Source organism: Microvirga sp. Mcv34 (genome assembly GCF_024519725.1).
In the GTDB taxonomy this organism is placed as follows: Bacteria; Pseudomonadota; Alphaproteobacteria; order Rhizobiales; family Beijerinckiaceae; genus Microvirga.
Genome location: NZ_JALJRK010000023.1, coordinates 1 through 21267 on the forward strand (window position 1 = coordinate 1; position 21267 = coordinate 21267).

Consider the following 21267-nt stretch of genomic DNA (forward strand, 5'->3'; position numbering starts at 1 on the left):
AGCCGGTGGTGCCGGCCACCAGCAGGTGGGGCATGCGGGCGAGATCGGCGATGACCGGCTCGCCGCCGATGGTCTTGCCGAGGCAGAGCGCGAGCTTCTGCTTCGAGGTCTCGAAGTCCTGGCTGGCGAGCAGCTCGCGCAGGTACACGGTCTCGCGCTTGTGGTTGGGCAGCTCGATGCCGATGGCGTTGCGGCCCTGGACCACCGCCACGCGGGCCGAGACCGCGCTCATCGAGCGCGCGATGTCATCCGCCAGCGAGATCACCCGCGACGACTTCGTCCCAGGCGCAGGCTCCAACTCATACAATGTCACCACAGGACCGGGATTGACCTTCGTGATGGCGCCGCGGACGCCGAAATCCTCCAGCGTTCCTTCGAGGAGGGCGGCGTTCTGCTCCAGGGCCTCGGCGGAGATCGTGGGGACTGACGGCCGCTTCGGCTCGGCGAGCAGGTTGAGCTGCGGCAGCTGGTAATGTTCCTCGTCCAGCAGGGAAGGCTGCGCCTCGCGGGCCATGCGCTTGCCGGGCTTGGGCGCGGCATGGGCCGGTCCGACCCGCGCGGGCGCCGGCTCGGGCCGGGCCGACGGGCGCGGGGAGGGCGGTGCGAGCTCGTCGTCCCAGCCCGCTTCGTCGTCATCGTGCATCGGCACGGAAGCCGGCGCGGGCCTCGGGCGCGCGGGGGCGCCGTCGAGAACCGGCTCGCGCCGCAGTCCCGGCTGGCGGGATGGGCGCTTCGGCTGGGCAGGCACGTCATCGTATTCGTCTTCGAGAGCGGAACGGCGGCCTTCCTTCCAGCGCCGCGCAGTGGCGCGCAGGCTCATGACGCCGTGGGCCAGGGCTCCCAAGGACACGATGCCCCAGCCCGGCTCGTCATGGCCGATTTCCTCCGCCTCGTCCCAATCCTGGATCTTGCGCCGCCTGAGGGGCTGCGGCTCCTCGACCTCTTCGGGCTCATCGTGATGCCGCTCCTCGTCCGGTCCGAGGCCGCAGGCGGCCGTGAGGCTGAAAATGGCGAGGCCCGCGAACAGGAAGCCCAGGAGCGCGCTGGCCGAGCCGCTGGAGAGGCCCGTGATTGCCTTCGCGCCGGCGAGGATCGCATCGCCGACGACGCCGCCGAGGCCCGTCGGCAGGGGCCAGCTCTGGGTCGGCGGCATGGCGCTGGCCAGGGCCGTCGCGGCGCCCGCCCCGATGACCCACAGGGCCAGGCGCAGCTGCAGCCGGCCGAGATCGCCCGACTTCATGAGGCGCCAGCCCCAGAGCGCCAGGGGCAGCACGGCCGCGATGGCCCCGAGACCCAGAAGCTGCATCAGCAGGTCGGCCACGATGGCGCCCGGCCAGGCGAGAAGGTTGCGGACCGGCAGGTCGGTGGCGTTGTTGAGGCTCGGATCGTCCACCGACCAAGTGGCGAGCGCGACCGCGACCGCGCCGGCGACGGCAATCAGGCACAGGCCCGTCAGCTCCTGCGCCCGGCGGGCGAGGAAGGCCCGGAAGGCGCTGAAGAGGCCATCATAGGCGGAAGAAGAACGGCGGGCCGTACGCATCAAACCACTCTGAAAATCCATAGGACGGGGCAATCTCGCCAGGATGCTAGACACGCCGGGTTAAGGGTCCTTTAACCGTAAGTGCATCGGGCGGAGAAAGTGGTCCTGGCGATCCGCTGTTGACGTTTTCCGTCGGAGGGACGAGTGTCCGCCCCATGACGCGCAGGGCTCCCCGAACCCATTGGACACGCGCCGCCATCGTGGCGGTGATGGCCTATGCGTTCGTCCTGCAGGCCCTGCTTCTTTCGGTCAGCGGCGCGTTCCACACGGCCGCGGCGGCCGACGGGCAGGGGATCATCTGTCTTCAGGACGGGTCCTCCGCGCCGGATCACGGGCCGACGAAGGCTCATCAGAATCTCTGCTGCACCCTGAGCTGCCACGGCGCAGGCCTGGCCGGGCCGGTTCCCACGGTGATTATTCCCGGGCGGATCGCGCCCGTGGTCGCCGCGGACGAGAGCCCGGCCGAACCGCCGCATCTGCGGCTCACCTCCAACGTCCTGCCCCTGGGATCGCGCGCGCCGCCGCGCCTCGGCTGACCCGCACTCGCCGATTACCCCAATTCCGCAAGGACTCTTTCCATGTCTACGTCACGTTTCGGCGCGCTTGCCGCCGCCCTCATGCTGTCCACGCCCGCCTTCGCCCACGTCACCTTCGAAAACGGCCAGACGGCGCCGAACTCCACCTACAAGGCGATCCTGCGCATTCCCCACGGTTGCGACGGCAAGGCGACCCTCAAGGTCCGCGTCCGCATTCCCGAGGGCATCATCGCGGTCAAACCCATGCCGAAGGCCGGCTGGAAGCTGGAGACCACCAAGGGCTCCTACGTGAAGGCCTACCAGCTCTACGGCGAGGCCGTGACCGAAGGGCTGACCGACATCGTCTGGACGGGCTCGCTCGACGACGCCTATTACGACGAGTTCGTGTTCCAGGCCCGCTTCACCGATGCCTATCAGCCCGGCGCGACGGTCTACTTCCCTGTCGTGCAGGAATGCGACGGCGCGACGGCCGAATGGACCCAGGTGCCGGCTGCGGGCGAGGACCCGCACAGCCTGAAATTCCCCGCGCCCGGCGTACGGATCGCGGGCGTCGGCACTGCCCCGCAGGCCGTGAAGGCCGGCACGCTCACTCTCGAGCAGGCCTGGTCGCGGGCGACCCCGGGCGGCGCCAAGGTCGGCGGCGGCTATGTGAGCATCACCAACACCGGCACGGCGCCCGACCGGCTGATCGGCGGCTCCTTCCCGCTCGCCTCCAAGGTCGAAGTGCACGAGATGCGTCTCGACGGCGACGTGATGCGCATGAAGCCGGTCGAGGGCGGGCTCGAGATCAAGCCCGGCGCCACGGTCGAACTGAAGCCGGGCGGCCTCCATCTCATGTTCATGGACCTGAAGGAGCCGCTGAAGGAAGGGCAGAATGTCAAAGGCACGCTCATCTTCGAGAAGGCCGGTTCCGTCGAGGTGGAATACGCGGTGCGCGGCATGGGCGGCGGAGCCGCGCCGGCCGAGCACAAGCACTAGCCCGGGAGATCGGCCATGAACGTCAAACGTCTCCTCGTCCCGCTCATCGTCTTCACCGCCGGCCTTCTGGTGCTGGTGGTGACGGCGGGCCTGCTGCTGTTCCCCTCGCAACAGCAGCAGAGCGCCGGCAAGGTGCCCATCGGCGGCCCGTTCCGGCTCACCAGCCATGAGGGCAAGCCGTTCACGGAGGAGAACCTGAAGGGCAAGCCCTTCGTGGTCTTCTTCGGCTTCACCCATTGCCCGGAAGTCTGTCCGACCACCCTCTACGACCTGACCCAGGACATGACGGCCCTGGGCAAGGACGCCGACCGGCTGCAGGCCGTCTTCATCACGGTGGATCCTGCGCGCGATACGCCGGAGCTGATGAAGACCTATCTATCCTCCTTCGACCCGCGCATCGTCGGCCTGTCGGGAACCGAGGAGGAGATCGCCGCGGCCGCCCGCGCCTACAAGATCTACTACCGCAAGGTGCCGACCGAGGGTCAGGACTACACCATGGACCACTCGGCCACCCTGTTCCTGATGGACAGCAAGGGCGAGTTCTACGGCACGTCCAACTTCCAGGAGCCGGAGGAGACCCGGCGGGCAAAGCTGCGGCAGCTGATCAGGAACGGGTGAGACATTCTGGTGTCATCCCGGACGCCGCAGGCGATCCGGTACCGTGTGCAGGATGCGGCGCATAAATCATCACGGTCATCCCCGCGCAGGCGGAGACCATCAATACAGTCTTGGCCGAATGAAGAACCGTCAGTGGCGATGAATTTCGAGTTCCGCTTCCGCGGCCACGGAATGACGGTACTCTGCTCATCACGCGGTCCCGGATCTTCGCTGCGCTCCGTCCGGGACGACGTAACCGGAATCCAAACAGGAAAAGCCCCGGTCGCTCAGACCGGGGCTTTTCCGTTCGAGCCTCTGGAAGGCTTTGTGGGTGCAGCGCCGACGGGTCGCTCCCGTGGGCGCTGCACGTGAGCGGGTTCAGTAATTGTAGGCGCGCTCGCCGTGGTCCGCGAGATCGAGGCCTTCGCGCTCCTGGTCCTGCGTGACGCGAAGGCCGACGATCAGGTCGGTGATCTTGTAGAGCACCACGGAGCCGATGCCGGTCCAGACCAGGGTGATCACCACGGCAATGATCTGGGTCCAGACCTGGCCACCGATGGAGTACTCGCCGACGCCGTAGCCGCCGAGGGACGGAGCCGCCACGATGCCAGTGCCGATGGCCCCGATGATGCCGCCGACGCCATGGATGCCGAAGACGTCGAGGGCGTCGTCATAGCCCAGGGCGTTCTTCACACTGGTGACGGCGAAGTAGCAGACCGCACCGGCCACGAGGCCGAGCACGATGGACCCCATGGGGCCGGACAGGCCGGCGGCCGGCGTGATGGCCACAAGGCCGGCGACCGCCCCCGAGGCGATGCCGAGCAGGGAGGCCTTGCCCTTGCCGAGGGCTTCCACGGTCATCCAGGCGAGGCCGGCGGCGGCCGGAGCCAGGATGGTGTTGATGACCGCGAGAGCGGCGCCGCCCGTGGCCTCGAGGTTGGAGCCGGCGTTGAAGCCGAACCAGCCGACCCAGAGCAGGCAGGCACCGACGAAGGTGAGCGTCAGCGAATGCGGGGCGAGCAGGTCGCGGCCGTAGCCGATGCGCTTGCCGAGCATGAGCGCACCCACGAGGCCGGCCACGCCGGAATTGATGTGAACGACGGTGCCGCCCGCGAAGTCGAGAGCGCCGAGGCCGAAGAGATAGCCTTCCGAGAACCACACCATGTGGGCGATCGGGAGATACACGAAGGTCAGCCACAGGCCGGTGAACAGCATCACGGCCGAGAACTTGATGCGCTCGGCGAAGGCGCCGACGATCAGGGCTGGGGTGATGGCAGCAAACGTCAGCTGGAACGCGATGAAGGTGAATTCCGGAATCGCCACGCCCTTGGTGAAGGTGTCGGCGGTGGAATCCCCGTTGATGCCGGCGAGGAACGCCTTGGAGAAGCCGCCGATGAAGGCGCCGATGCCCTCGCCGCCGGACGTGAAGGCGAGCGAGTAGCCGTAGAACACCCACAGGATGGCCACGAGGCTGAACACCGAGAAGACCTGCATCAGCACGGACAGCATGTTCTTCGTGCGCACGAGGCCGCCATAGAACAGAGCGAGGCCCGGGATCGTCATGAGGATCACGAGGATCGTCGAGACGAGCATCCAGGCGGTGTCGCCCTTGTTGACCGTGGGAGCCGCAGCGGCGGCGTCCTGCGCGAGGGCCGGGGCGAGGGCCGCGAGGCTTAATCCCAGCGCACCGAGCGCGGGCAGGAGGAGAGGACGGAACTTCATCGGATCTAAACTCCGGAATGATCAAAAAATGAAATCAGAGGGCGTCGATGTCGGTCTCGCCCGTGCGGATGCGGACCGCCTTCTCGAGCGAGGTGACGAAGATCTTGCCGTCGCCGATCTGGCCCGTGCGCGCGGCCGCCGTGATCGCGTCGATCACCGGGTTCACCAGCTCGCTCGCCACGGCCACTTCGATCTTCAGTTTCGGCAGGAAGCTCACGGCATATTCGGCGCCGCGATAGATCTCGGTATGCCCCTTCTGCCGTCCGTATCCCTTCACCTCGGTCACGGTGAGGCCGTGCACGCCGAGAGCGGTGAGCGCGTCGCGCACCTCTTCCAGCTTGAACGGCTTGATGACCGCCATCACGATTTTCATGGGTTAGGCCCCCTTTGAGACGCCCACCCGGCAACCCGGGCGGCGGTTTCCAACGTGAACCCGGCCTCGTGGACGGGTGTCGGGGGCATCTACGCAAGAAACATGCCAAGCCTTGCCGAGCCTGTGCAAAGGGTCTCTGCCTCTTTGCTAGGCAACGGAAGCCGGGCTATAAAACAGCCTCTTTGATGAATTTTTAGGCAGGTTTTGTCAGGTCCGGCGCTCCCGGATGAGGCCTTCCTGGGCAACCGACGCTACCAATGTTCCGTCCTGCTTAAAAATGAGACCCCGTGAGAAACCGCGGGCGCCGCCGGCACTCGGAGTGTCCTGCGCATAGAGGAGCCATTCGTCGGCCCGGAACGGCCGGTGGAACCACATGGCGTGATCCAGGCTCGCGGGCTGGATGTTCGGATCGAACACCGTCCGGCCATGGGGGAAGAGGGACGTGTCGAGGAGCGTCATGTCCGAGGCATAGGCCAGGACGCATTGGTGGATGGCCGGATCGTCGGGAAGACGGCCGAGGGTCTTGATCCAGACATGGAAGCGCGGCTCGCCCGGATCGCGGGACGTGTAGCGGTTGATCTCCACCGGGCGGATTTCGAGCGGACGCTCGCGTTCGTAATAGGTGCGCATGGGCTCGGGCATCTGCAGGAGCAGCCGGCCCTTCACGTCCTCCTCGCTCGGGAGTTCGTCCGGACCCGGCACCTTCGGCATCTCCGCCTGATGCTCGAAACCCTCCTCCTCGCGCTGGAACGAAGCCGACATGGAGAAGATCGCCTGGCCGTGCTGGATCGCCAGGACCCGACGCGTGGTGAAGCTCTTGCCGTCGCGGATCCGGTCCACCTCGTAGATGATCGGAACCTTGGGATCGCCCGGCAGCATGAAGTAGCCATGGAGCGAATGGGGATGGCGCCCGTCGACCGTGCGGGTCGCGGCGACCAGCGACTGCCCGATCACCTGCCCGCCGAACACGCGCTGCCATCCGCTCTTCGGGCTCTGGCCGCGAAACAGGTTCACCTCGAGCGGTTCGAGATCGAGGATGGAGAGGAGATCGGAGACGGCACGGGACATGGTTTCAGGGTCCTTCGATCGGCAACGGCCATCCATCGGCGAGCGCTTCGAGAAGGTCAAGCTTGACGCTGGTCGATGATTGGCGGACACCCACCTATAACGTTCGGCGCCGGAGAATTTCCCGGGCGGATGCACTTTCCGACCACGAGAGTGTTTCCCTCACCGGGCAGGGCCTTGAGGAGTACGGAATCATGAGCGCAGCGACGGGGATGGAGCGGCCGCGCATCGTCATTGCGGGCGGGGGCCTCGCGGGACTGTCCCTGGCGCTGGCGCTCAAGAAGGCGCTCGGCGACGGGATCGGCGTGGTCATGTGCGATCCGGCGCTCAGGCGCGACCCCCACGGTGACAAGCGCTCCTATGCCATCGCGGCGGCGGCGCGGCGGATGCTGACGGCGCTCGGGACCTGGGACCCGGTCGCCGACAAGGCCCAGCCGATCCTCGACATGGTGATCACCGACAGCCGACTCCAGGACCCGGTGCGGCCGACCTTCCTCACCTTCGCCGGCGAAGTGGACGGAAGCGAGCCCTTCGCACACATGATCACGGCGGGCGACCTGACCGCCGCCCTGCTGGAGGCCTGCCGCGAGAACGGGGTCGATCTCAGGGCCGAGGGCGTGAAAGGCTTTGCCGTTCACGGCGCCCATACGGAGATATCGTTGACGGACGGCGAGGCCGTGCGGGCCTCGCTGCTCGTGGCCGCCGACGGTGCGCGCTCGCGGTTGCGCGAGCAGGCGGGCATCGGCTGGATTTCATGGCCCTACAACCAGTCCGGCATCGTGGCGACCATCGTCCACGAGCGCGATCACGAGGGCCGGGCCGTCGAGCATTTCCTGCCCTCCGGCCCCTTCGCGATATTGCCGCTCAAGCCCGAGCCGCAGGCCGACGGATCGATCAAGCACCGCTCGTCCATCGTCTGGACCGAGCGCGCCGAGAGCGTGCCGGCCCTGCTGGATTCGCCCGCGGACGACCTGCTCGTCGAGCTCGAGCGCCGCTTCGGGCTGCAGCTCGGCAAGCTCGCTTTCGAAACCAGGCCGCAGGCCTTCCCCCTGTCCTTCGGGGTGGCGCGCTCCTTCGTGGGCGAGCGGCTGGCGCTCCTCGGCGATGCGGCCCACGTGATCCACCCGATCGCCGGCCAGGGACTCAACCTCGGACTGCACGATGCCGCGGTGCTCGCGGAAATCGTGACCGACGCCCTTCGTCTCGGCATGGATCCCGGCGCGGCCGACGTGCTCGACCAGTACGAACGGGCGCGCCGCGCCGATATCACCGCGATGGGCCTGATGACGGACGGCCTCAACCGCCTGTTTTCCAACGATGTCCTGCCCGTCCGCCTGATCCGCGACCTCGGTCTCGGCCTCGTCGATCGCATGCCGGGCCTGAAGCGCTTCTTCATCCGCGAGGCGGCCGGCCTGCGCGGCGGCGAGGCGCCACGGCTGTTGAGGGGCGAGGGGCTCTGAGACGCCGAGAGCCGAATAGTCGGAGCGCCGCAGAAGCTGCTTTCGTATCGTTATGCAATAACGTATAATTCTGTCATGACCGGTTCCGGTTCGAGGACCCATCCATGACTGAAATCTACAAGGCCATTCTCCAAACCGGCGATCTCTCGGCCGGAGAAGACAACCAGATCCAATACAAGCACCTCACAGCCGCGACGGGAACGACCTTTCTGGGTTTGAGCCTCACCGACCCGGACACCGATGCCGGGGGGATCAAGGCGACCGCCAGCCACCGCCTCATCGTCGCCTATGACATTACCCTGAACGTCAAGCTCAATGCGCTGGACTTCTCCGGTGCGAGCAACACCGTCTACAACGAGGGCAAGATCACATCGACCACCGGCACGGGCCTACGCTTCCTGGGTGGCGGGACCCACACGGTCAGCAATGTTCTGCGCGGAGCCCTTCCGACGAGCGCCTCCAACCTAGGGTCTCTGCAAGGAGGCAGCATTTCCGGCGTCGTCGGGATCGACCTGACTCCGTCGGGCAGCACTTCCAGCCGGCTGGACCTCTTCAATTCAGGCCTCATCCACGCATCCTCTGGCACGATCATCATTGGCGGCGAAGGCGACGACCGGGTCACCAATGCCGGGTTGTTTCTGACCACGGCAACCGACGGCTCTCTCCTCGTTGATCTGAAGAACGGCAAGAATTTTTACGATGGGACCGCCGGCAGCTATATGGCTTCCTCCGGCATCCCCTTGAACGTAACGATCAAGGGGGGAACGGGGGACGACACATTCTATGGCGGCGCCGGCAGCGAAACCTTCATCGGTGGAATCGGCGTCAATGTTATCAACGGCGGTAGTGCCACCGATGCCAACCAGAAAGACACGGTCGATTACTCGTGGTCGTCAGCGGCGCTCAATGTCAGTTTGGAGCGCACCTTCCAACAATGGACCGGTGTGTCGCGTGATCTCCTGGTCAACATCGAGAACCTTACCGGCGGCGCCTTCAACGATACGCTCACCGGAGACACCTACGCCAACGTGCTCAAGGGCGGGGCAGGCAACGATACCCTCGAGGGCGGCGCTGGAGACGACGTGCTCGACGGCGGCAGTGATGAGAATGAAAACAACACGGCGCTCTTCTCCGGCAGCTCGGCCGCAACCGTCGATCTCACGATTCTGGCCGCCCAGAATACCGGCTACGGCTCCGATAAACTGATCAACATCCGCAACGTCGAAACCGGCACCGGGGCTGACAAGCTGCTCGGAGATGCCAAGGACAACCTCTTCAAGAGCGGAGCCGGGACCGACCGGCTGGAAGGTCGCGGCGGCAAGGACACGCTCGAGGGCGGAGCCGGAGCCGATACCCTCGTCGGCGGCGCAGGCGACGACACGCTCGACGGTGGGTCGGGGAACGATACGGCGGAATTCTCGGGCAACCGTGCCAACTACGCCTGGAACAAGAACGCCGACGGCAGCTACACGATCGTGGACGGCACGGGCCAGGACGGCACCGATCTCCTCAAGGACATCCGCATCCTGAAATTCGCCGATGCAACGGTGGCGCTCTCCAATACCGGGCCGTCGTCCATCGTCCTTTCGACATCGATCGTTTCCGAATCGGCGGCGCCCGGCAAGATCGCAGATATCTACGGTTCCGATGCCGATGGCGACACGCTGACCTACACCCTCATGGACAGTGCCGGAGGCCTGTTCTCGATCGACGGCGACAAGCTCATCCTCAACCGCGCGCTCGATTACGAGGCGGCGAAGCAGCACGTCATCTCCATCAAGGCCATGGATCCCTACGGCGGCGAGGTGACCAAAGCCATCGCGATCAATGTTCGCAACGTGAGCGAGACGACTCCGATCATTCTCACCGGAACCGCCGGCGCCGACAAACTGGAAGGTGACAACGGCAACGATCGCCTCTCGGGTCTGGCCGGTAACGACGAGCTCAACGGCAGCGGCGGCAACGATATGCTCCTGGGTGGTGGTGGAAACGACTCTCTCTATGGAGGCAACGGCGACGACACCCTCATCGGCGGCAACGGCAACGACGCCATGTACCGCGGAGCCGGCAAGGACGTGTTCGTGTTCGACACCAAGCCCAATGTGAAGACGAATGTGGAGTATCTCTACGACTTCAACCCCGCGGACGACACGATCCACCTGAAGCTGTCCGCGTTCAAGGGTGTCGGCAAGAAAGGGGCTCTCTCCAAGGCCGCGTTCTGGACCGGCACCAAGGTGCACGATTCGAACGACCACATCCTCTACAACAAGAAGACCGGTGCCCTCTTCTTCGATCCGGACGGCACCGGCTCCAAGCCGGCGCTGCAGATTGCCGTCATGCTCAAGAACCTCAAGCTGACCTACAAGGACTTCTTCATCGTCTGACGACTCGTTAGAGCATCGTGCGGAAAAGTGGATCCGGTTTTCCGCGAGAACGATGCTCTCATCTAAAGCATCGAACGCAAAAGTGGGCGCCGGTTTTGCGTGGAAAGATGCGACAAAACAAACGCTTAGTGCATCGAACGTGAGTTCGAATTCACGTCCGATGCACTAGAGAGGTAGCATCGGATCCAATCCCAAAAGTGCAAATCCACCTTTGGGTCCGATGCTTTAGGACATCGAACGACAAAGGCCGGGCTTGCGCCCGGCCTTCCGATGATAAATTCGCCGGGTCTTCAACCCTACTTCTTCGCCCGCTCGATCGCCTCGACGATCAGGCGGCGGGCCTCTTCGGCGTCGCCCCAGCGGATGATCTTGGCCCATTTGCCGGGCTCCAGATCCTTGTAGTGTTCGAAGAAGTGCTCGATCTGCTTGATGGTGATCTCCGGCAGATCCGTATAGGTCGCCACCCGGTCGTAGCGCTGGGTGAGCTTGCTCGACGGAACGGCGATGATCTTCTCGTCCTGGCCGCCATCGTCTTCCATCACGAGAACGCCCACGGGGCGCACGTTCATGACGGCGCCCGGCGCGATGGCGCGGGTGTTGGCGATGAGCACGTCGCAAGGGTCGCCGTCACCGGAGAGTGTGTGGGGGATGAAGCCGTAATTGCCCGGGTACCGCATGGAGGTATAGAGGAAGCGGTCGACGACGAGCGCGCCGGATTCCTTGTCCATCTCATACTTGATGGGCTCGCCGCCGAGGGGCACCTCGATCACGACGTTCACGTCGTCCGGCGGGTTCTTTCCAATCTTGATCGCGTCAAGGCGCATAGAGCTGTTCTCCGGAACAAGGCCTGAAGCACCGCCCCGGGTCGGGCCTCCTCCTGGCAGGGAGATGGGCCGTCACGCCGGGCGGTGCGGCAAAAGCTCGTCTTGAGAGCGGCTTGAACCCTTTAGGCCGAAAGGCCGCTTTCTGAAGCTTGGACGCCTCACTAGAACATTGAGGCCAAAAGGGGAACCCACTTTTCGGCCCCATCGGGCTCGGCTCACGGCAGGCAGCAGAATCGGATACTATGTTCCGGTTCGGGCGCCGGGACACTTTTACCGGAACAGATAGGCGACCTTGGCGAGCGGCGTCCCGCCGATCCGCTCCTCAACCCGCGCGATCGTCCGCCCGCCCATGCCGGCGTAGAAAGCGCAGGCGCGCGCGTTGTCTTCGAGCGCCCAGACCACGATCCTGTCCATCCCGCGCGCCTTCAGGTCGTTGCGGACGGCGTTGAACAGGCGCCGCCCGAAGCCGACGCCCTGGTATTCCGGCAGCAGGTAGAGTTCGTCGATTTCCCCGTTCGCCGGCAGCGACCGGTCGCGGCAGCGGCCGTAGGAAGCATAGCCGACCGGGCCCTGGCCCATATCGAGCACCACCAATGGACGCCCGCGCGACACCGTGGAGCTCCACCAGCGCGGGCTGCGCCGGGAGAACATCTTGTCGAGGGTCACGCCTGGGATGATGCCGAGATAGGCCTCCCGCCAGGCGGCGTCGAAGACCCGCGAGAGCGCCTGGGCGTCTTCGGGCTTGGCGTGACGGATACTGACGAGAAGGTCGCTCATGGCTTTGGCAGAAAAGTCGAGAGAAGCAATACCATCAGTTTCCGCGTCGAAGGGTTAATGGCGCCTTAACGAAGTGGGAAGCCCGATGGTGAAAGCGTGGCATTCTCGGCAGAATCGGCGCGTCGGGGAAGAGCCATAGTGACGCAAGCCGGCTCCTTCGCCGGCAGGCCATTTTCATCGGAACATCCGCGACGGGATCGCCGGTAGGATCTCCCGTCAGCAGAGGAGCAGCGGTGACGCCAACATGAAACAGGGCGCTTCATCGCTGAAGCGCCCTGTTCGGTCCTGATGAACACCCGCTCTTCGTCAAAGGAGCGGGCTGCTGTTTCGTGCGTTATGCCGCCAGTTGCCGCAGGACGTAGTGCAGGATGCCGCCGTTGCGGAAGTACTCGACCTCCTCCAGCGTATCGATGCGGCAATGCACCGGCACCTTGCGCATCGAGCCGTCGGCGGAGGTGACTTCCATCTCCATGCGCTGGCGCGGCTTCAGTTCGCCGGCCAGACCCTTGATGGTGATGGTTTCATCACCCTTCAGGCCGAGGGTCTCCCAGGATGTGCCCTGCTCGAACACGAAGGGAGCGACACCCATGCCGACCAGGTTCGAGCGGTGGATGCGCTCGAAGCTCTCGGCGATGACGGCACGCACACCCAGCAGGTTCGTGCCCTTGGCCGCCCAGTCGCGGGACGAGCCGGTGCCGTATTCCTTGCCGGCGAGCACGATGAGCGGAACGCCCTCCTCCTTGTAGCGCATGGCCGCGTCGTAGATGAACATCCGCTCGCCGGAGGGCTGGTGGATGGTGTAGCCGCCTTCGACCACGTGGCCGCTCTCGTCCTTCACCATCTGGTTCTTGATGCGGATATTGGCGAAGGTGCCGCGCATCATGACTTCGTGGTTGCCGCGACGGGTGCCGTACTGATTGAAGTCGGCGACGCGCACCTGGTGCGACTGCAGGTATTCACCGGCCGGCGAAGCGGCGCGGATGTTGCCTGCGGGCGAGATGTGGTCGGTGGTGATCGAGTCCTGGAAGAGGCCGAGGATGCGCGCGTTCAGGATATCCGTGACCGGCTTCGGCTCCTTGGTCATGCCCTCGAAATAGGGCGGGTTCTGCACATAGGTGGAACCCATGTCCCACTCGTAGGTGAGGCCCGGCTCGAAGGTGACCTTCTTCCAGTTGGCATCGCCCGAGAACACATCGGCGTAGCGGGTCTTGAACAGCTCGCTCGTGATCGTACGTTCGATGAACTCCTGCACCTCGGCAGAGGAGGGCCAGATGTCCTTGAGATAAACCGGCTTTCCGTCCGAGCCCGTGCCCAGCGGATCCTTGGTCAGGTCCACCAGCATGGAGCCGGCGAGCGCATAGGCCACCACCAGCGGAGGGGAGGCGAGGTAGTTGGCGCGCACGTCCGGGTTCACGCGGCCTTCGAAGTTGCGGTTGCCCGAGAGCACCGACACCGCCACGAGGTCGTTGTCGTTGATCGCCTTCGAGACGTTCTCCGGCAGCGGGCCCGAATTGCCGATGCAGGTGGTGCAGCCGAAGCCGACGAGGTTGAAGCCCAGTGCATCGAGGTCGCCCTGGAGACCGGCCTTCTTGAAATATTCCTCGACGATCTGCGATCCGGGCGCCAGCGAGGTCTTCACCCACGGCTTCGACTTCAGGCCCTTGGCGACGGCGTTGCGGGCGAGAAGGCCCGCGCCGATCATCACGCTCGGGTTCGACGTGTTGGTGCAGGAGGTGATCGCCGCGATCACCACGTCGCCGTGGCCGAGATCGAAATTGGCGTTCTCCACCTTCACGCGCTGGCTGATGTCGCCGGCCTTGCGGAACTCCTTCTCCATGGCATCGGCGAACGAGGTCTTGGAGGTGTCCAGCGTCACGCGGTCCTGCGGGCGCTTCGGGCCGGCGAGCGAGGGAACCACGTCGCCGAGGTCAAGCTCGAGGCTGTCGGTGAAGACCGGATCCGGCGTCTCGGCCGTGCGCCACATGCCCTGGGCCTTGGCATAGGCCTCGACGAGGGCCACGCGCTCGTCCGTGCGGCTGGTGGTGCGCAGGTAATCGATGGTCTTGGCATCGATGGGGAAGAAGCCGCAGGTGGCGCCGTATTCGGGAGCCATGTTGCCGATGGTGGAGCGGTCCGCCACGGACATGTCGTTGAGGCCCGGGCCGTAGAATTCCACGAACTTGCCGACCACGCCCTTCTTGCGCAGCATCTGGGTGACGGTGAGCACGAGATCGGTGGCGGTCACGCCCTCTTTAAGCTTGCCGGTGAGCTTGAAGCCGATCACCTCGGGGATGAGCATGGAGACCGGCTGGCCGAGCATGGCGGCCTCCGCCTCGATGCCGCCCACGCCCCAGCCGAGAACGGCGAGGCCGTTGACCATGGTGGTGTGCGAATCGGTGCCGACCAGGGTGTCCGGATAGGCGGTCTCTTCACCGGTCGCCGTGTCCTTGCGGGTCCAGACGGTCTGCGAGAGGAATTCCAGGTTCACCTGGTGGCAGATGCCGGTGCCCGGAGGAACGACCGAGAAATTCTCGAAGGCGGTCTGGCCCCACTTGAGGAAGCGGTAGCGCTCGCCGTTGCGCTGGTATTCCAGCTCCACGTTGCGGTCGAAGGCCTTCGGCGTGCCGAATTCGTCGACGATGACCGAGTGGTCGATCACGAGGTCGACCGGCACGAGCGGGTTGATCTTGCGCGGGTCGCCGCCGAGGTTCTTCATGGCGTCGCGCATGGCGGCGAGATCCACCACGGCCGGAACGCCGGTGAAGTCCTGCATCAGGACGCGGGCGGGACGATAGGCGATTTCCTTCTCGTCCTTGCCCTTGTTGTTCAGCCATGCGGCCACGGCCTCGATGTCGGTCTTGGTGACCGTGCGGCCGTCCTCGTAGCGGAGCAGGTTCTCGAGCAGCACCTTCATGGAGAAGGGCAGCTTCGAGGCGCCGGTCAGGCCGTTTTTCTCGGCCTCGACGAGGGAATAATAGGTATAGGACTTGTCACCGACCTTGAGGGTCTGGCGGGCGTTGAAGCTGTTGTTGAGCGTCACGGCGAATCCTCGCGTGCATTTGGGTTACGAACATGTGTTCGGCCGAAAGCGCGATAAGCGCGCGCCGCTCCGGGGGCGCCCGGACAGGGGAGAAGCGCGCGAGACGGATTGGACGCCTTGGCGCGCGGCGCAGCCGAGGGTGCTATAGATCATTTCGAACCATCCCGCTACACGGTTTAGAACCATTCTGGGGTGCAATCAGGGCAGGGGTCCGGGGTTTGGGACAGGGTTTGCGTCTGAGCGTTAACAATTTGGCCTGCGAGCGGGGCGAGCGCCGAATCTTCCAGGGCGTTTCATTCGTCCTCGAATCCGGCGAAGCCCTGGTGATCACCGGCCGCAACGGCGCCGGCAAATCCACCCTGCTGGACCTGCTCGCCGGTCGCCTCACGCCCGCGGCCGGACGGATCCTTTGGGAGGGGCCGGGCGAGCGCACCCTGGCCGAATGCCTGCATTACGTGGGCCATCGCGATGCTCTCAAAAGCGCGCTCACCGCGGAGGAGAACCTGACCTTTGCCCGCGACTTCCTCGGGCACCCGGCGATGAAGCCGAGGGAGGCCCTGGAGGCTGTGGGTCTCGCCCATGCGGCCCGGCTGCCGGTGGCCTATCTCTCGGCCGGGCAGCGCCGCCGCGTCGCGCTCGCCCGGCTCCTGGTGGCCGAGCGCCCGCTCTGGCTCCTCGACGAGCCGACCTCAGCCCTCGATACCGCGTCCCAGGAAACCCTGCGTCTCCTGCTCGAGAACCACCGCGAAGCCGGCGGCATGATCGCGGCCACGACCCATTCGCCGCTGTTCCTGAGGGACGCCAAGGAAATCAGGATCGAGCGCAGCTCCAACCCTCCTCCCTCCGCGGGGGAGGGCGCCGAGCAAAGCGAGGCGGGAGTGGGGGCGTTCGGTGTCGAGCAGAGCCCCTCTCCCGGTCCATCGGACCACCCTCTCCCGCAGAGGGGAGAGGGATAATGCTGAGCTCCTTCCGTGCCCTCCTGGTCCGCGACCTGAAGCTCGCTGCCCGCGTCGGCGGCTCCGGCGTCATGGGGCTCATCTTCTTCCTGATGATCGTGACCCTCATCCCCTTCGCGCTCGGTCCCGATCTCAACCTGCTCTCGCGCATCGGCCCGGCGATCCTCTGGATCGCGGCCCTGCTCGCGACGCTGATCGGCCTCGACCGGCTGTTCCAGGCCGATCAGGAGGATGGATCCCTCGATCTCCTGAGGCTCTCGCACGCGCCCCTGGAGATCGTCGTGCTGGCGAAGGTCCTGGCTTATTGGCTCGTCACCGGCCTGCCGCTCGCCATCGCGGCGCCCTTCCTGGGTCTTCTGGTGGCCCTCTCGCCCGAGGGCATGCTCGCCATGGTGGCGACCTTGCTGGTCGGAACGCCCGCGCTCACCTTCATCGGTGCGGTCGGGGCCGCCCTGACCTCGTCGCTGCGGCGCGGCGGGCTCATCCTGGCGATCCTGGTCCTGCCCTTCATGATCCCGACGCTGATCTTCGGTGTGTCGGCTGCCAATGCGGCCCTCGGCGGGACGATCCCGTTCGCGACGCCGTTCCTGATCCTGGCTGCCCTGTCGCTGATCGCCGCCGTGGTCGGAACGGTCGGAGCCGCAGCCGCCCTGCGCTCGGGCGAATAGGCCATGGCCGGACGCCTCGTCCTGCGTCTGCGCCGTTCGCTCGTGGCACCCGTGCCGGAACCCGACTGGCCTCGAGGCATCCGGCCTGTCGCCTTCGTTCCGGAACTCCATGCGCAGAATGTCCATGGGCTCCTGAGACGGGCCTATACGCAGGGAGGCGGCTACGTGGAGCCCTTCGCGATCTGGTCGCCGAGCCTGCGGGATGATTCGGAATACGACCCGGCTCTGGTGTTCCTCGCCACGGATGAGCGGGACGAGATCGTCGGCGTGGCGCAGTGCTGGACGAGCGCCTTCGTGAAGGATCTCGCCGTCGCTCCCGCGTGGCGTCGCAAGGGCCTGGGCGCCGCCCTGCTGCATGAGGCCTTCCGCGTCCTGCGGGAACGTGGAGCATCGTCCATAACCTTGAAGGTGGAGGCGGACAACCCGTCAGGGGCGCTACGGCTCTATCGCTCACTCGGCTTCGAGGAGGTCGAGTCCTACAGGCTCGGCTGAGTCTCAGGCGACTTGCGAAACGTGATCCTGCGCCGGCATGAAAGCCGTCGCGAACTGCGCCGCTCCCTCGCAGGTGAAGGTGAGGACGCGCCCGGTCTCGCGCCGGACCCATCCCCGGTCGGTCATGCGGGACAGGATCGCCGCCCCGAGGGCGCCGCCGAGATGGCTGTGGCGCTCGCTCCAGTCGAGGCAGGCGCGGCAGACGGGGCGACGGCCCTTTTCCAGTCCCGCGAGATCGATCCCGAAATCGGCGAAGAAGGCCCGGCCCTTGGTGGTTAGGGCCAGATCCTGCCCGCCTTCGATGAGGCCCTGGCGTTGCGCGCCCTTCAACAGCGCGACGCCACGCTCCCCGGCGAGGTGGTCGTAGCAGATCCGGGCGGACCGGAGCGCCGCGTCCTTCGGGCCGGTTCGGACGCGGGTGGCCCCCGTGCGCTCGGCCAAGCCCATCAGGGCTTCGAGCACCTGCGCCACGTCGGGGCCCGAGAGCCGGAAATAGCGGTGGCGCCCCTGCTTTTCCGCCGTGAGCAGGTTCGCGGCATCGAGCTTGGCCAGATGGCCGCTGGCCGTCTGGAGCGTGACGCCCGCCGCTTCGGCGAGCTCGCTTACGGTCAGCGCCCGCCCGTCCATGAGGGTGGTGAGGATGTTGGCCCGAGCCGGATCGCCGAGGAGCGCGGCCACGGAGGCGATGACAGGACCTTCTTTCATACTTCGATCTTAACCGAACCATCGGCGACGATCCATCGGCTAAGACCGAACTGTCCCAGTCAACAGGATGCCAACCCATGATCACCTGTTTCATTCGCTATGAAATCGACCCCTTCAAGGTGTCCGCCTTCGAGGAATATGCCCGCAATTGGGGCCAGGCCATTCCCCGCTGCGGTGCGGATCTCATCGGGTATTATGCGCCGCACGAGGGCTCCGCCACCACGGCCTATGGGGTCTACAACATCAGGAATCTCGCCGAATATGAGTCGTATCGCGAGCGTCTGCGCAACGATCCGATAGGGCGGGCCAATTACGAATTTGCTAAAAGGGAACAGTTCATCCGCCGCGAGGACCGGGTCTTCCTGCGGCTGGCCTCGACCCCTCATGCGGAGCTGATCAAGCCATGATCGCGGTAATTTTCGAAGTCTGGCCGGACGGGGACGGGGGCAAGCGGGACTATCTCGGTCTCGCGGCCGCGCTCCGCTCCGATCTGATGGAGATGGACGGCTTCATCTCCGTCGAGCGCTTCCAGAGCCTGACCGATCCGGGCAAGCTCCTGTCGCTGTCGTTCTGGCGCGACGAGGAGGCGGTGCGGGCCTGGCGCAACCTGCCCTCGCACCGCAGCACACAAGGGGCCGGTCGCGCCGGTGTCTTTCGCGACTACCGCCTGCGGGTCGCCGGGGTGATTCGCGATTACGGGCTGAACGAGCGCGAGCAGGCGCCCGATGATAGTCGGGTGGCGCACGATTCGCACTCATTCGAGGCCTCAAAGTCTAATCCACCAATCTCGACCTCATCCTGAGGAGCCTGCGGAGCAGGCGTCTCGAAGGATCGTCCAGCATGCACTGGAGGCGCCCTCGTCCTTCGAGACACCGCCTGCGGCGGTCCTCAGGATGAGGGCTCTGCGATGAGTCAAACACTCAGGCTGGTTCTGAGCGCCTGCTCTGTCCCGGGTGTGTCAGCAGAGCGGCCGGTGTCGTGGTGAGACGTTGAGCAATTTTCACGATTTGGGATGACGTAAAATTGTGACGCTGAGTCCGTGGACATGCGATCCGCGTAAGAGCCTCCTTGAGCCTATGGCCGGGGGGTATCGTCAGATGTCCAAGACGCAAGTCCAAAAGCCGATACAGCCGCTTGAGACGGTCCCAGAGCCCCCGGCCGCCACTCTCCCTGCATCACGGCCTCAGGCTGATGCCGAAGGCCTGCTCGATGGCGGGTTTTCCCTCCCGCTCGACGCGATAGATGGCGCGGTAGAGGCCGGGGCGGAAGCCGCCCTGGGGCTGCTTCACGCCGGCGAAGGCCATCCATTGCGCCTTGGCCCGGTCGAGGGGCGGGGCCTTGTTCTGGGCCAGCGGCTTGCCGTCGGGATCGAACAGGGTGAGCGTCTGGACGTCGCCGCCCTTGAGCCCGATGGCGCGGACAAAGGCCACGAGGGCAGGGGACCTCGTGGTCGGGATGTCCTGCTCCGCCACGCCGGACTCGATGGCATCCATGGTCACGGGACCAGGAGCGAATCCCTTGTTGAGGACGCTGCCGCCCTGATAGGCCAGGGAAAACTTCAAGGAGTCGTCCCATAGGGAGGAAACTCCTCGGGTGTCGCAGGATTTCGTGGGCGGCCCCGACACAAAGGGGTCGACCGCCTCACCGTTCTTGCGAACCGTGAAATGCAGATGCGGAAATTCGGTCGCGCCGGACAAGCCGACCTGTCCGATTTTGTCGCCGGCTTTCAGCATATCACCTGCCTTCACACGCAGGCTGCCCTTGGCCATGTGGCAGTATTGAGTCTGCCAGCCATTGCCGTGATCGACGAGAGCCCCGTTGCCGCATTCCGTGTTGATCACGCTTTCGCGTCCCTTGCCCGAGATGGAAACGTCCTCCATTCCGTCGCGGATTCGTAGAACCGTGCCGTCGGCCGCCGCCACCACGTCGACTCCGGCCTTCATGGCAGCCAGGGTCGGAACGCGGATGTCGGTGCCGTCATGCCCGTCATAGGTCATTGTCCCGCAGCGATAGTCGCTAATTCCAGCATCCCGAACATGATCCATGTAATGCTGGATGAAGCAGGTCCGGCCGATCTCGCAGGCGACCGGCAGGCGCAACGAGATGTCCTGCGCGGCCGCCGGAAGCGCGACGAGGGTAAGGCCGACGAGGCTCGTGAATCCAAGGCGCATGACCGCTCCGCAACAATGATGCGGGAGTATAGGCTGAATCATAAGGCGGATGAAGGGCGGGTTTCTTTCCTCCCTGCAAGAGGGAGGGGGAGGCGCAGCGCCCTTTGCCCTACGCAGAATTCCGGAATGCCCAGCGCGGCCCGAACCACCTAAAAGCCCCATTCTGGCGAAAACGTTATACGGCTTGCGGCGATGTCTCCGTTGCAGGTGCAATTCAAGACCGCTACATCGAACCCATGATCCGTGAGCTTGCCAATCCGACCCGCTTCATGAGCCTCAGCGGCACGCTCCTGCCGTGGGTGGGAGGCTTGGCCGCGCTCGTCATGGCTGTCGGGCTCTACATGGTCTGGTTCACGGCCCCGGCCGATTACCAGCAGGGCGAGACGGTCAAGATCATGTATATCCACGTGCCGGCCGCGTGGCTGTCCCTGTTCTTCTACATGATCATGGCCAGCTCCGCGCTGGGCACCCTCGTGTGGCGGCACCCATTGGCCGACGTGTCGCAGAAGGCGGCGGCGCCCATCGGGGCGGCCTTCACGCTGATCTGCCTCGTCACCGGTTCGCTCTGGGGCAAGCCCATGTGGGGCACCTATTGGCAATGGGACGCGCGGCTGACCTCCATGCTGGTGATGCTGCTCATCTATCTCGGCATCCTGGCGCTCTGGCGCGCCATCGAGGAGCCGAACCGGGCCGCCCGGGCCGTGTCGATCCTCACCCTCGTGGGCGCGGTGAACGTGCCGATCGTGAAATTCTCCGTCGATTGGTGGAACACCCTGCACCAGCCGGCCTCCGTGTTCCGCCTCGGCGGGCCGACGATCCATTCCTCCATGCTCGTGCCGCTCCTAGTCATGGCCGTCGCCTTCACGCTGGTCGGCGTGGCGCTGCATCTCTCCGGCATGCGCACGGAGATCCTGCGCCGCCGGGTGCGCACGCTCACCATCCTCGAGGCCGAGCGCCTCGACGCACAGGCCGCCTGACC

20 protein-coding genes are annotated in these 21267 nt (G+C 65.4%); 11 read left to right on the forward strand and 9 right to left on the reverse strand.

Translation table 11 applies throughout. From position 1 onward, the window contains the following. Positions 1-1540, reverse strand: a 1540-nt coding sequence (locus OC446_RS13705) for a DNA translocase FtsK 4TM domain-containing protein (RefSeq protein ID WP_262029586.1), incomplete at its 3' end; no start/stop codon positions are given. Positions 1541-1695: 155 nt separating this feature from the next. On the opposite strand from OC446_RS13705, the gene OC446_RS13710 reads away from it, so the two are divergent. Genes OC446_RS13710 through OC446_RS13720 form a run of 3 tightly spaced genes read left to right on the forward strand, consistent with a single transcriptional unit; the run spans position 1696 to position 3672 of the window. Next, positions 1696-2076 carry a DUF2946 family protein gene (locus tag OC446_RS13710; protein ID WP_262029587.1) on the forward strand — a complete coding sequence of 127 codons (381 nt, stop codon included), beginning with the start codon at positions 1696-1698 and terminating at the stop codon, positions 2074-2076. A 42-nt stretch (positions 2077-2118) separates the two neighbouring features. Further along, positions 2119-3054: a DUF1775 domain-containing protein gene (locus tag OC446_RS13715; protein WP_262029588.1), complete on the forward strand. Its 936-nt coding sequence runs from the start codon at positions 2119-2121 to the stop codon at positions 3052-3054. A gap of 15 nt (positions 3055-3069) precedes the next feature. After that, positions 3070-3672 (forward strand): SCO family protein, encoded by a 603-nt coding sequence (locus OC446_RS13720; RefSeq protein WP_262029589.1) that lies wholly within the window; start codon positions 3070-3072, stop codon positions 3670-3672. Between the two features lie 357 nt (positions 3673-4029). On the opposite strand, the gene OC446_RS13725 is transcribed toward OC446_RS13720, so the two are convergent. The 3 genes from OC446_RS13725 to tesB all read right to left on the reverse strand — a co-directional run bounded on the left by OC446_RS13725 (position 4030) and on the right by tesB (position 6814). Next, on the reverse strand, positions 4030-5373 hold the full coding sequence (locus OC446_RS13725) for an ammonium transporter (protein ID WP_262029590.1): 1344 nt from the start codon (positions 5371-5373) through the stop codon (positions 4030-4032). Positions 5374-5407: 34 nt separating this feature from the next. Beyond that, on the reverse strand, positions 5408-5746 hold the full coding sequence (locus OC446_RS13730; protein ID WP_262029591.1) for a P-II family nitrogen regulator: 339 nt from the start codon (positions 5744-5746) through the stop codon (positions 5408-5410). A gap of 207 nt (positions 5747-5953) precedes the next feature. Beyond that, a complete protein-coding gene (gene tesB / locus OC446_RS13735) occupies positions 5954-6814 on the reverse strand; it encodes an acyl-CoA thioesterase II (RefSeq protein WP_262029592.1) in 861 nt (286 codons plus the stop codon). 191 nt (positions 6815-7005) lie between these two features. Here tesB and OC446_RS13740 point away from each other — a divergent pair, with 191 nt between their 5' ends. Together OC446_RS13740 and OC446_RS13745 are read left to right on the forward strand one after the other, a co-directional pair. Further along, positions 7006-8271 (forward strand): ubiquinone biosynthesis hydroxylase, encoded by a 1266-nt coding sequence (locus OC446_RS13740; protein ID WP_262029593.1) that lies wholly within the window; start codon positions 7006-7008, stop codon positions 8269-8271. Between the two features lie 104 nt (positions 8272-8375). Beyond that, complete coding sequence (locus OC446_RS13745) at positions 8376-10655, forward strand: calcium-binding protein (protein ID WP_262029594.1); 2280 nt, start codon at positions 8376-8378, stop codon at positions 10653-10655. Between the two features lie 296 nt (positions 10656-10951). Here the strand turns inward: OC446_RS13745 and ppa are convergent, their stop codons facing one another. The 3 genes from ppa to acnA all read right to left on the reverse strand — a co-directional run bounded on the left by ppa (position 10952) and on the right by acnA (position 15296). Next, complete coding sequence (ppa, locus tag OC446_RS13750; RefSeq protein WP_262029595.1) at positions 10952-11479, reverse strand: inorganic diphosphatase; 528 nt, start codon at positions 11477-11479, stop codon at positions 10952-10954. A gap of 270 nt (positions 11480-11749) precedes the next feature. Then, positions 11750-12256 (reverse strand): GNAT family N-acetyltransferase, encoded by a 507-nt coding sequence (locus OC446_RS13755; RefSeq protein ID WP_262029596.1) that lies wholly within the window; start codon positions 12254-12256, stop codon positions 11750-11752. A 334-nt stretch (positions 12257-12590) separates the two neighbouring features. Further along, the gene (gene acnA, locus OC446_RS13760; RefSeq protein WP_262029597.1) at positions 12591-15296 is read right to left on the reverse strand and encodes an aconitate hydratase AcnA; all 2706 of its coding nucleotides are present in this window, start codon (positions 15294-15296) and stop codon (positions 12591-12593) included. 230 nt (positions 15297-15526) lie between these two features. Here acnA and ccmA point away from each other — a divergent pair, with 230 nt between their 5' ends. The 3 genes from ccmA to OC446_RS13775 are packed head-to-tail and all read left to right on the forward strand — an operon-like array spanning position 15527 to position 17412. Further along, a complete protein-coding gene (ccmA, locus tag OC446_RS13765; protein WP_262029598.1) occupies positions 15527-16252 on the forward strand; it encodes a heme ABC exporter ATP-binding protein CcmA in 726 nt (241 codons plus the stop codon). Next, positions 16252-16920 (forward strand): heme exporter protein CcmB, encoded by a 669-nt coding sequence (gene ccmB, locus OC446_RS13770; RefSeq protein ID WP_262029599.1) that lies wholly within the window; start codon positions 16252-16254, stop codon positions 16918-16920. Before ccmA ends, ccmB begins: the two co-directional genes overlap by 1 nt. Before the next feature lie 3 nt (positions 16921-16923). Beyond that, on the forward strand, positions 16924-17412 hold the full coding sequence (locus tag OC446_RS13775) for a GNAT family N-acetyltransferase (RefSeq protein ID WP_262029600.1): 489 nt from the start codon (positions 16924-16926) through the stop codon (positions 17410-17412). Positions 17413-17415: 3 nt separating this feature from the next. Here the strand turns inward: OC446_RS13775 and OC446_RS13780 are convergent, their stop codons facing one another. After that, positions 17416-18117 carry an ArsR/SmtB family transcription factor gene (locus tag OC446_RS13780; protein WP_262029601.1) on the reverse strand — a complete coding sequence of 234 codons (702 nt, stop codon included), beginning with the start codon at positions 18115-18117 and terminating at the stop codon, positions 17416-17418. A gap of 77 nt (positions 18118-18194) precedes the next feature. Here OC446_RS13780 and OC446_RS13785 point away from each other — a divergent pair, with 77 nt between their 5' ends. Continuing rightward, on the forward strand, positions 18195-18524 hold the full coding sequence (locus OC446_RS13785) for an NIPSNAP family protein (protein WP_262029602.1): 330 nt from the start codon (positions 18195-18197) through the stop codon (positions 18522-18524). Further along, positions 18521-18919 (forward strand): antibiotic biosynthesis monooxygenase family protein, encoded by a 399-nt coding sequence (locus OC446_RS13790; protein ID WP_262029603.1) that lies wholly within the window; start codon positions 18521-18523, stop codon positions 18917-18919. Before OC446_RS13785 ends, OC446_RS13790 begins: the two co-directional genes overlap by 4 nt. A gap of 373 nt (positions 18920-19292) precedes the next feature. Here OC446_RS13790 and OC446_RS13795 read toward each other — a convergent pair whose 3' ends face one another. Then, positions 19293-20288, reverse strand: a complete 996-nt coding sequence (locus OC446_RS13795; RefSeq protein ID WP_262029604.1) for a M23 family metallopeptidase — start codon at positions 20286-20288, stop codon at positions 19293-19295. Positions 20289-20524: 236 nt separating this feature from the next. Between OC446_RS13795 and OC446_RS13800 the strand changes: the two genes are divergently transcribed. Next, a complete protein-coding gene (locus OC446_RS13800; RefSeq protein WP_040638305.1) occupies positions 20525-21265 on the forward strand; it encodes a heme ABC transporter permease in 741 nt (246 codons plus the stop codon). The last annotated feature ends 2 nt before the right edge of the window (positions 21266-21267 follow it).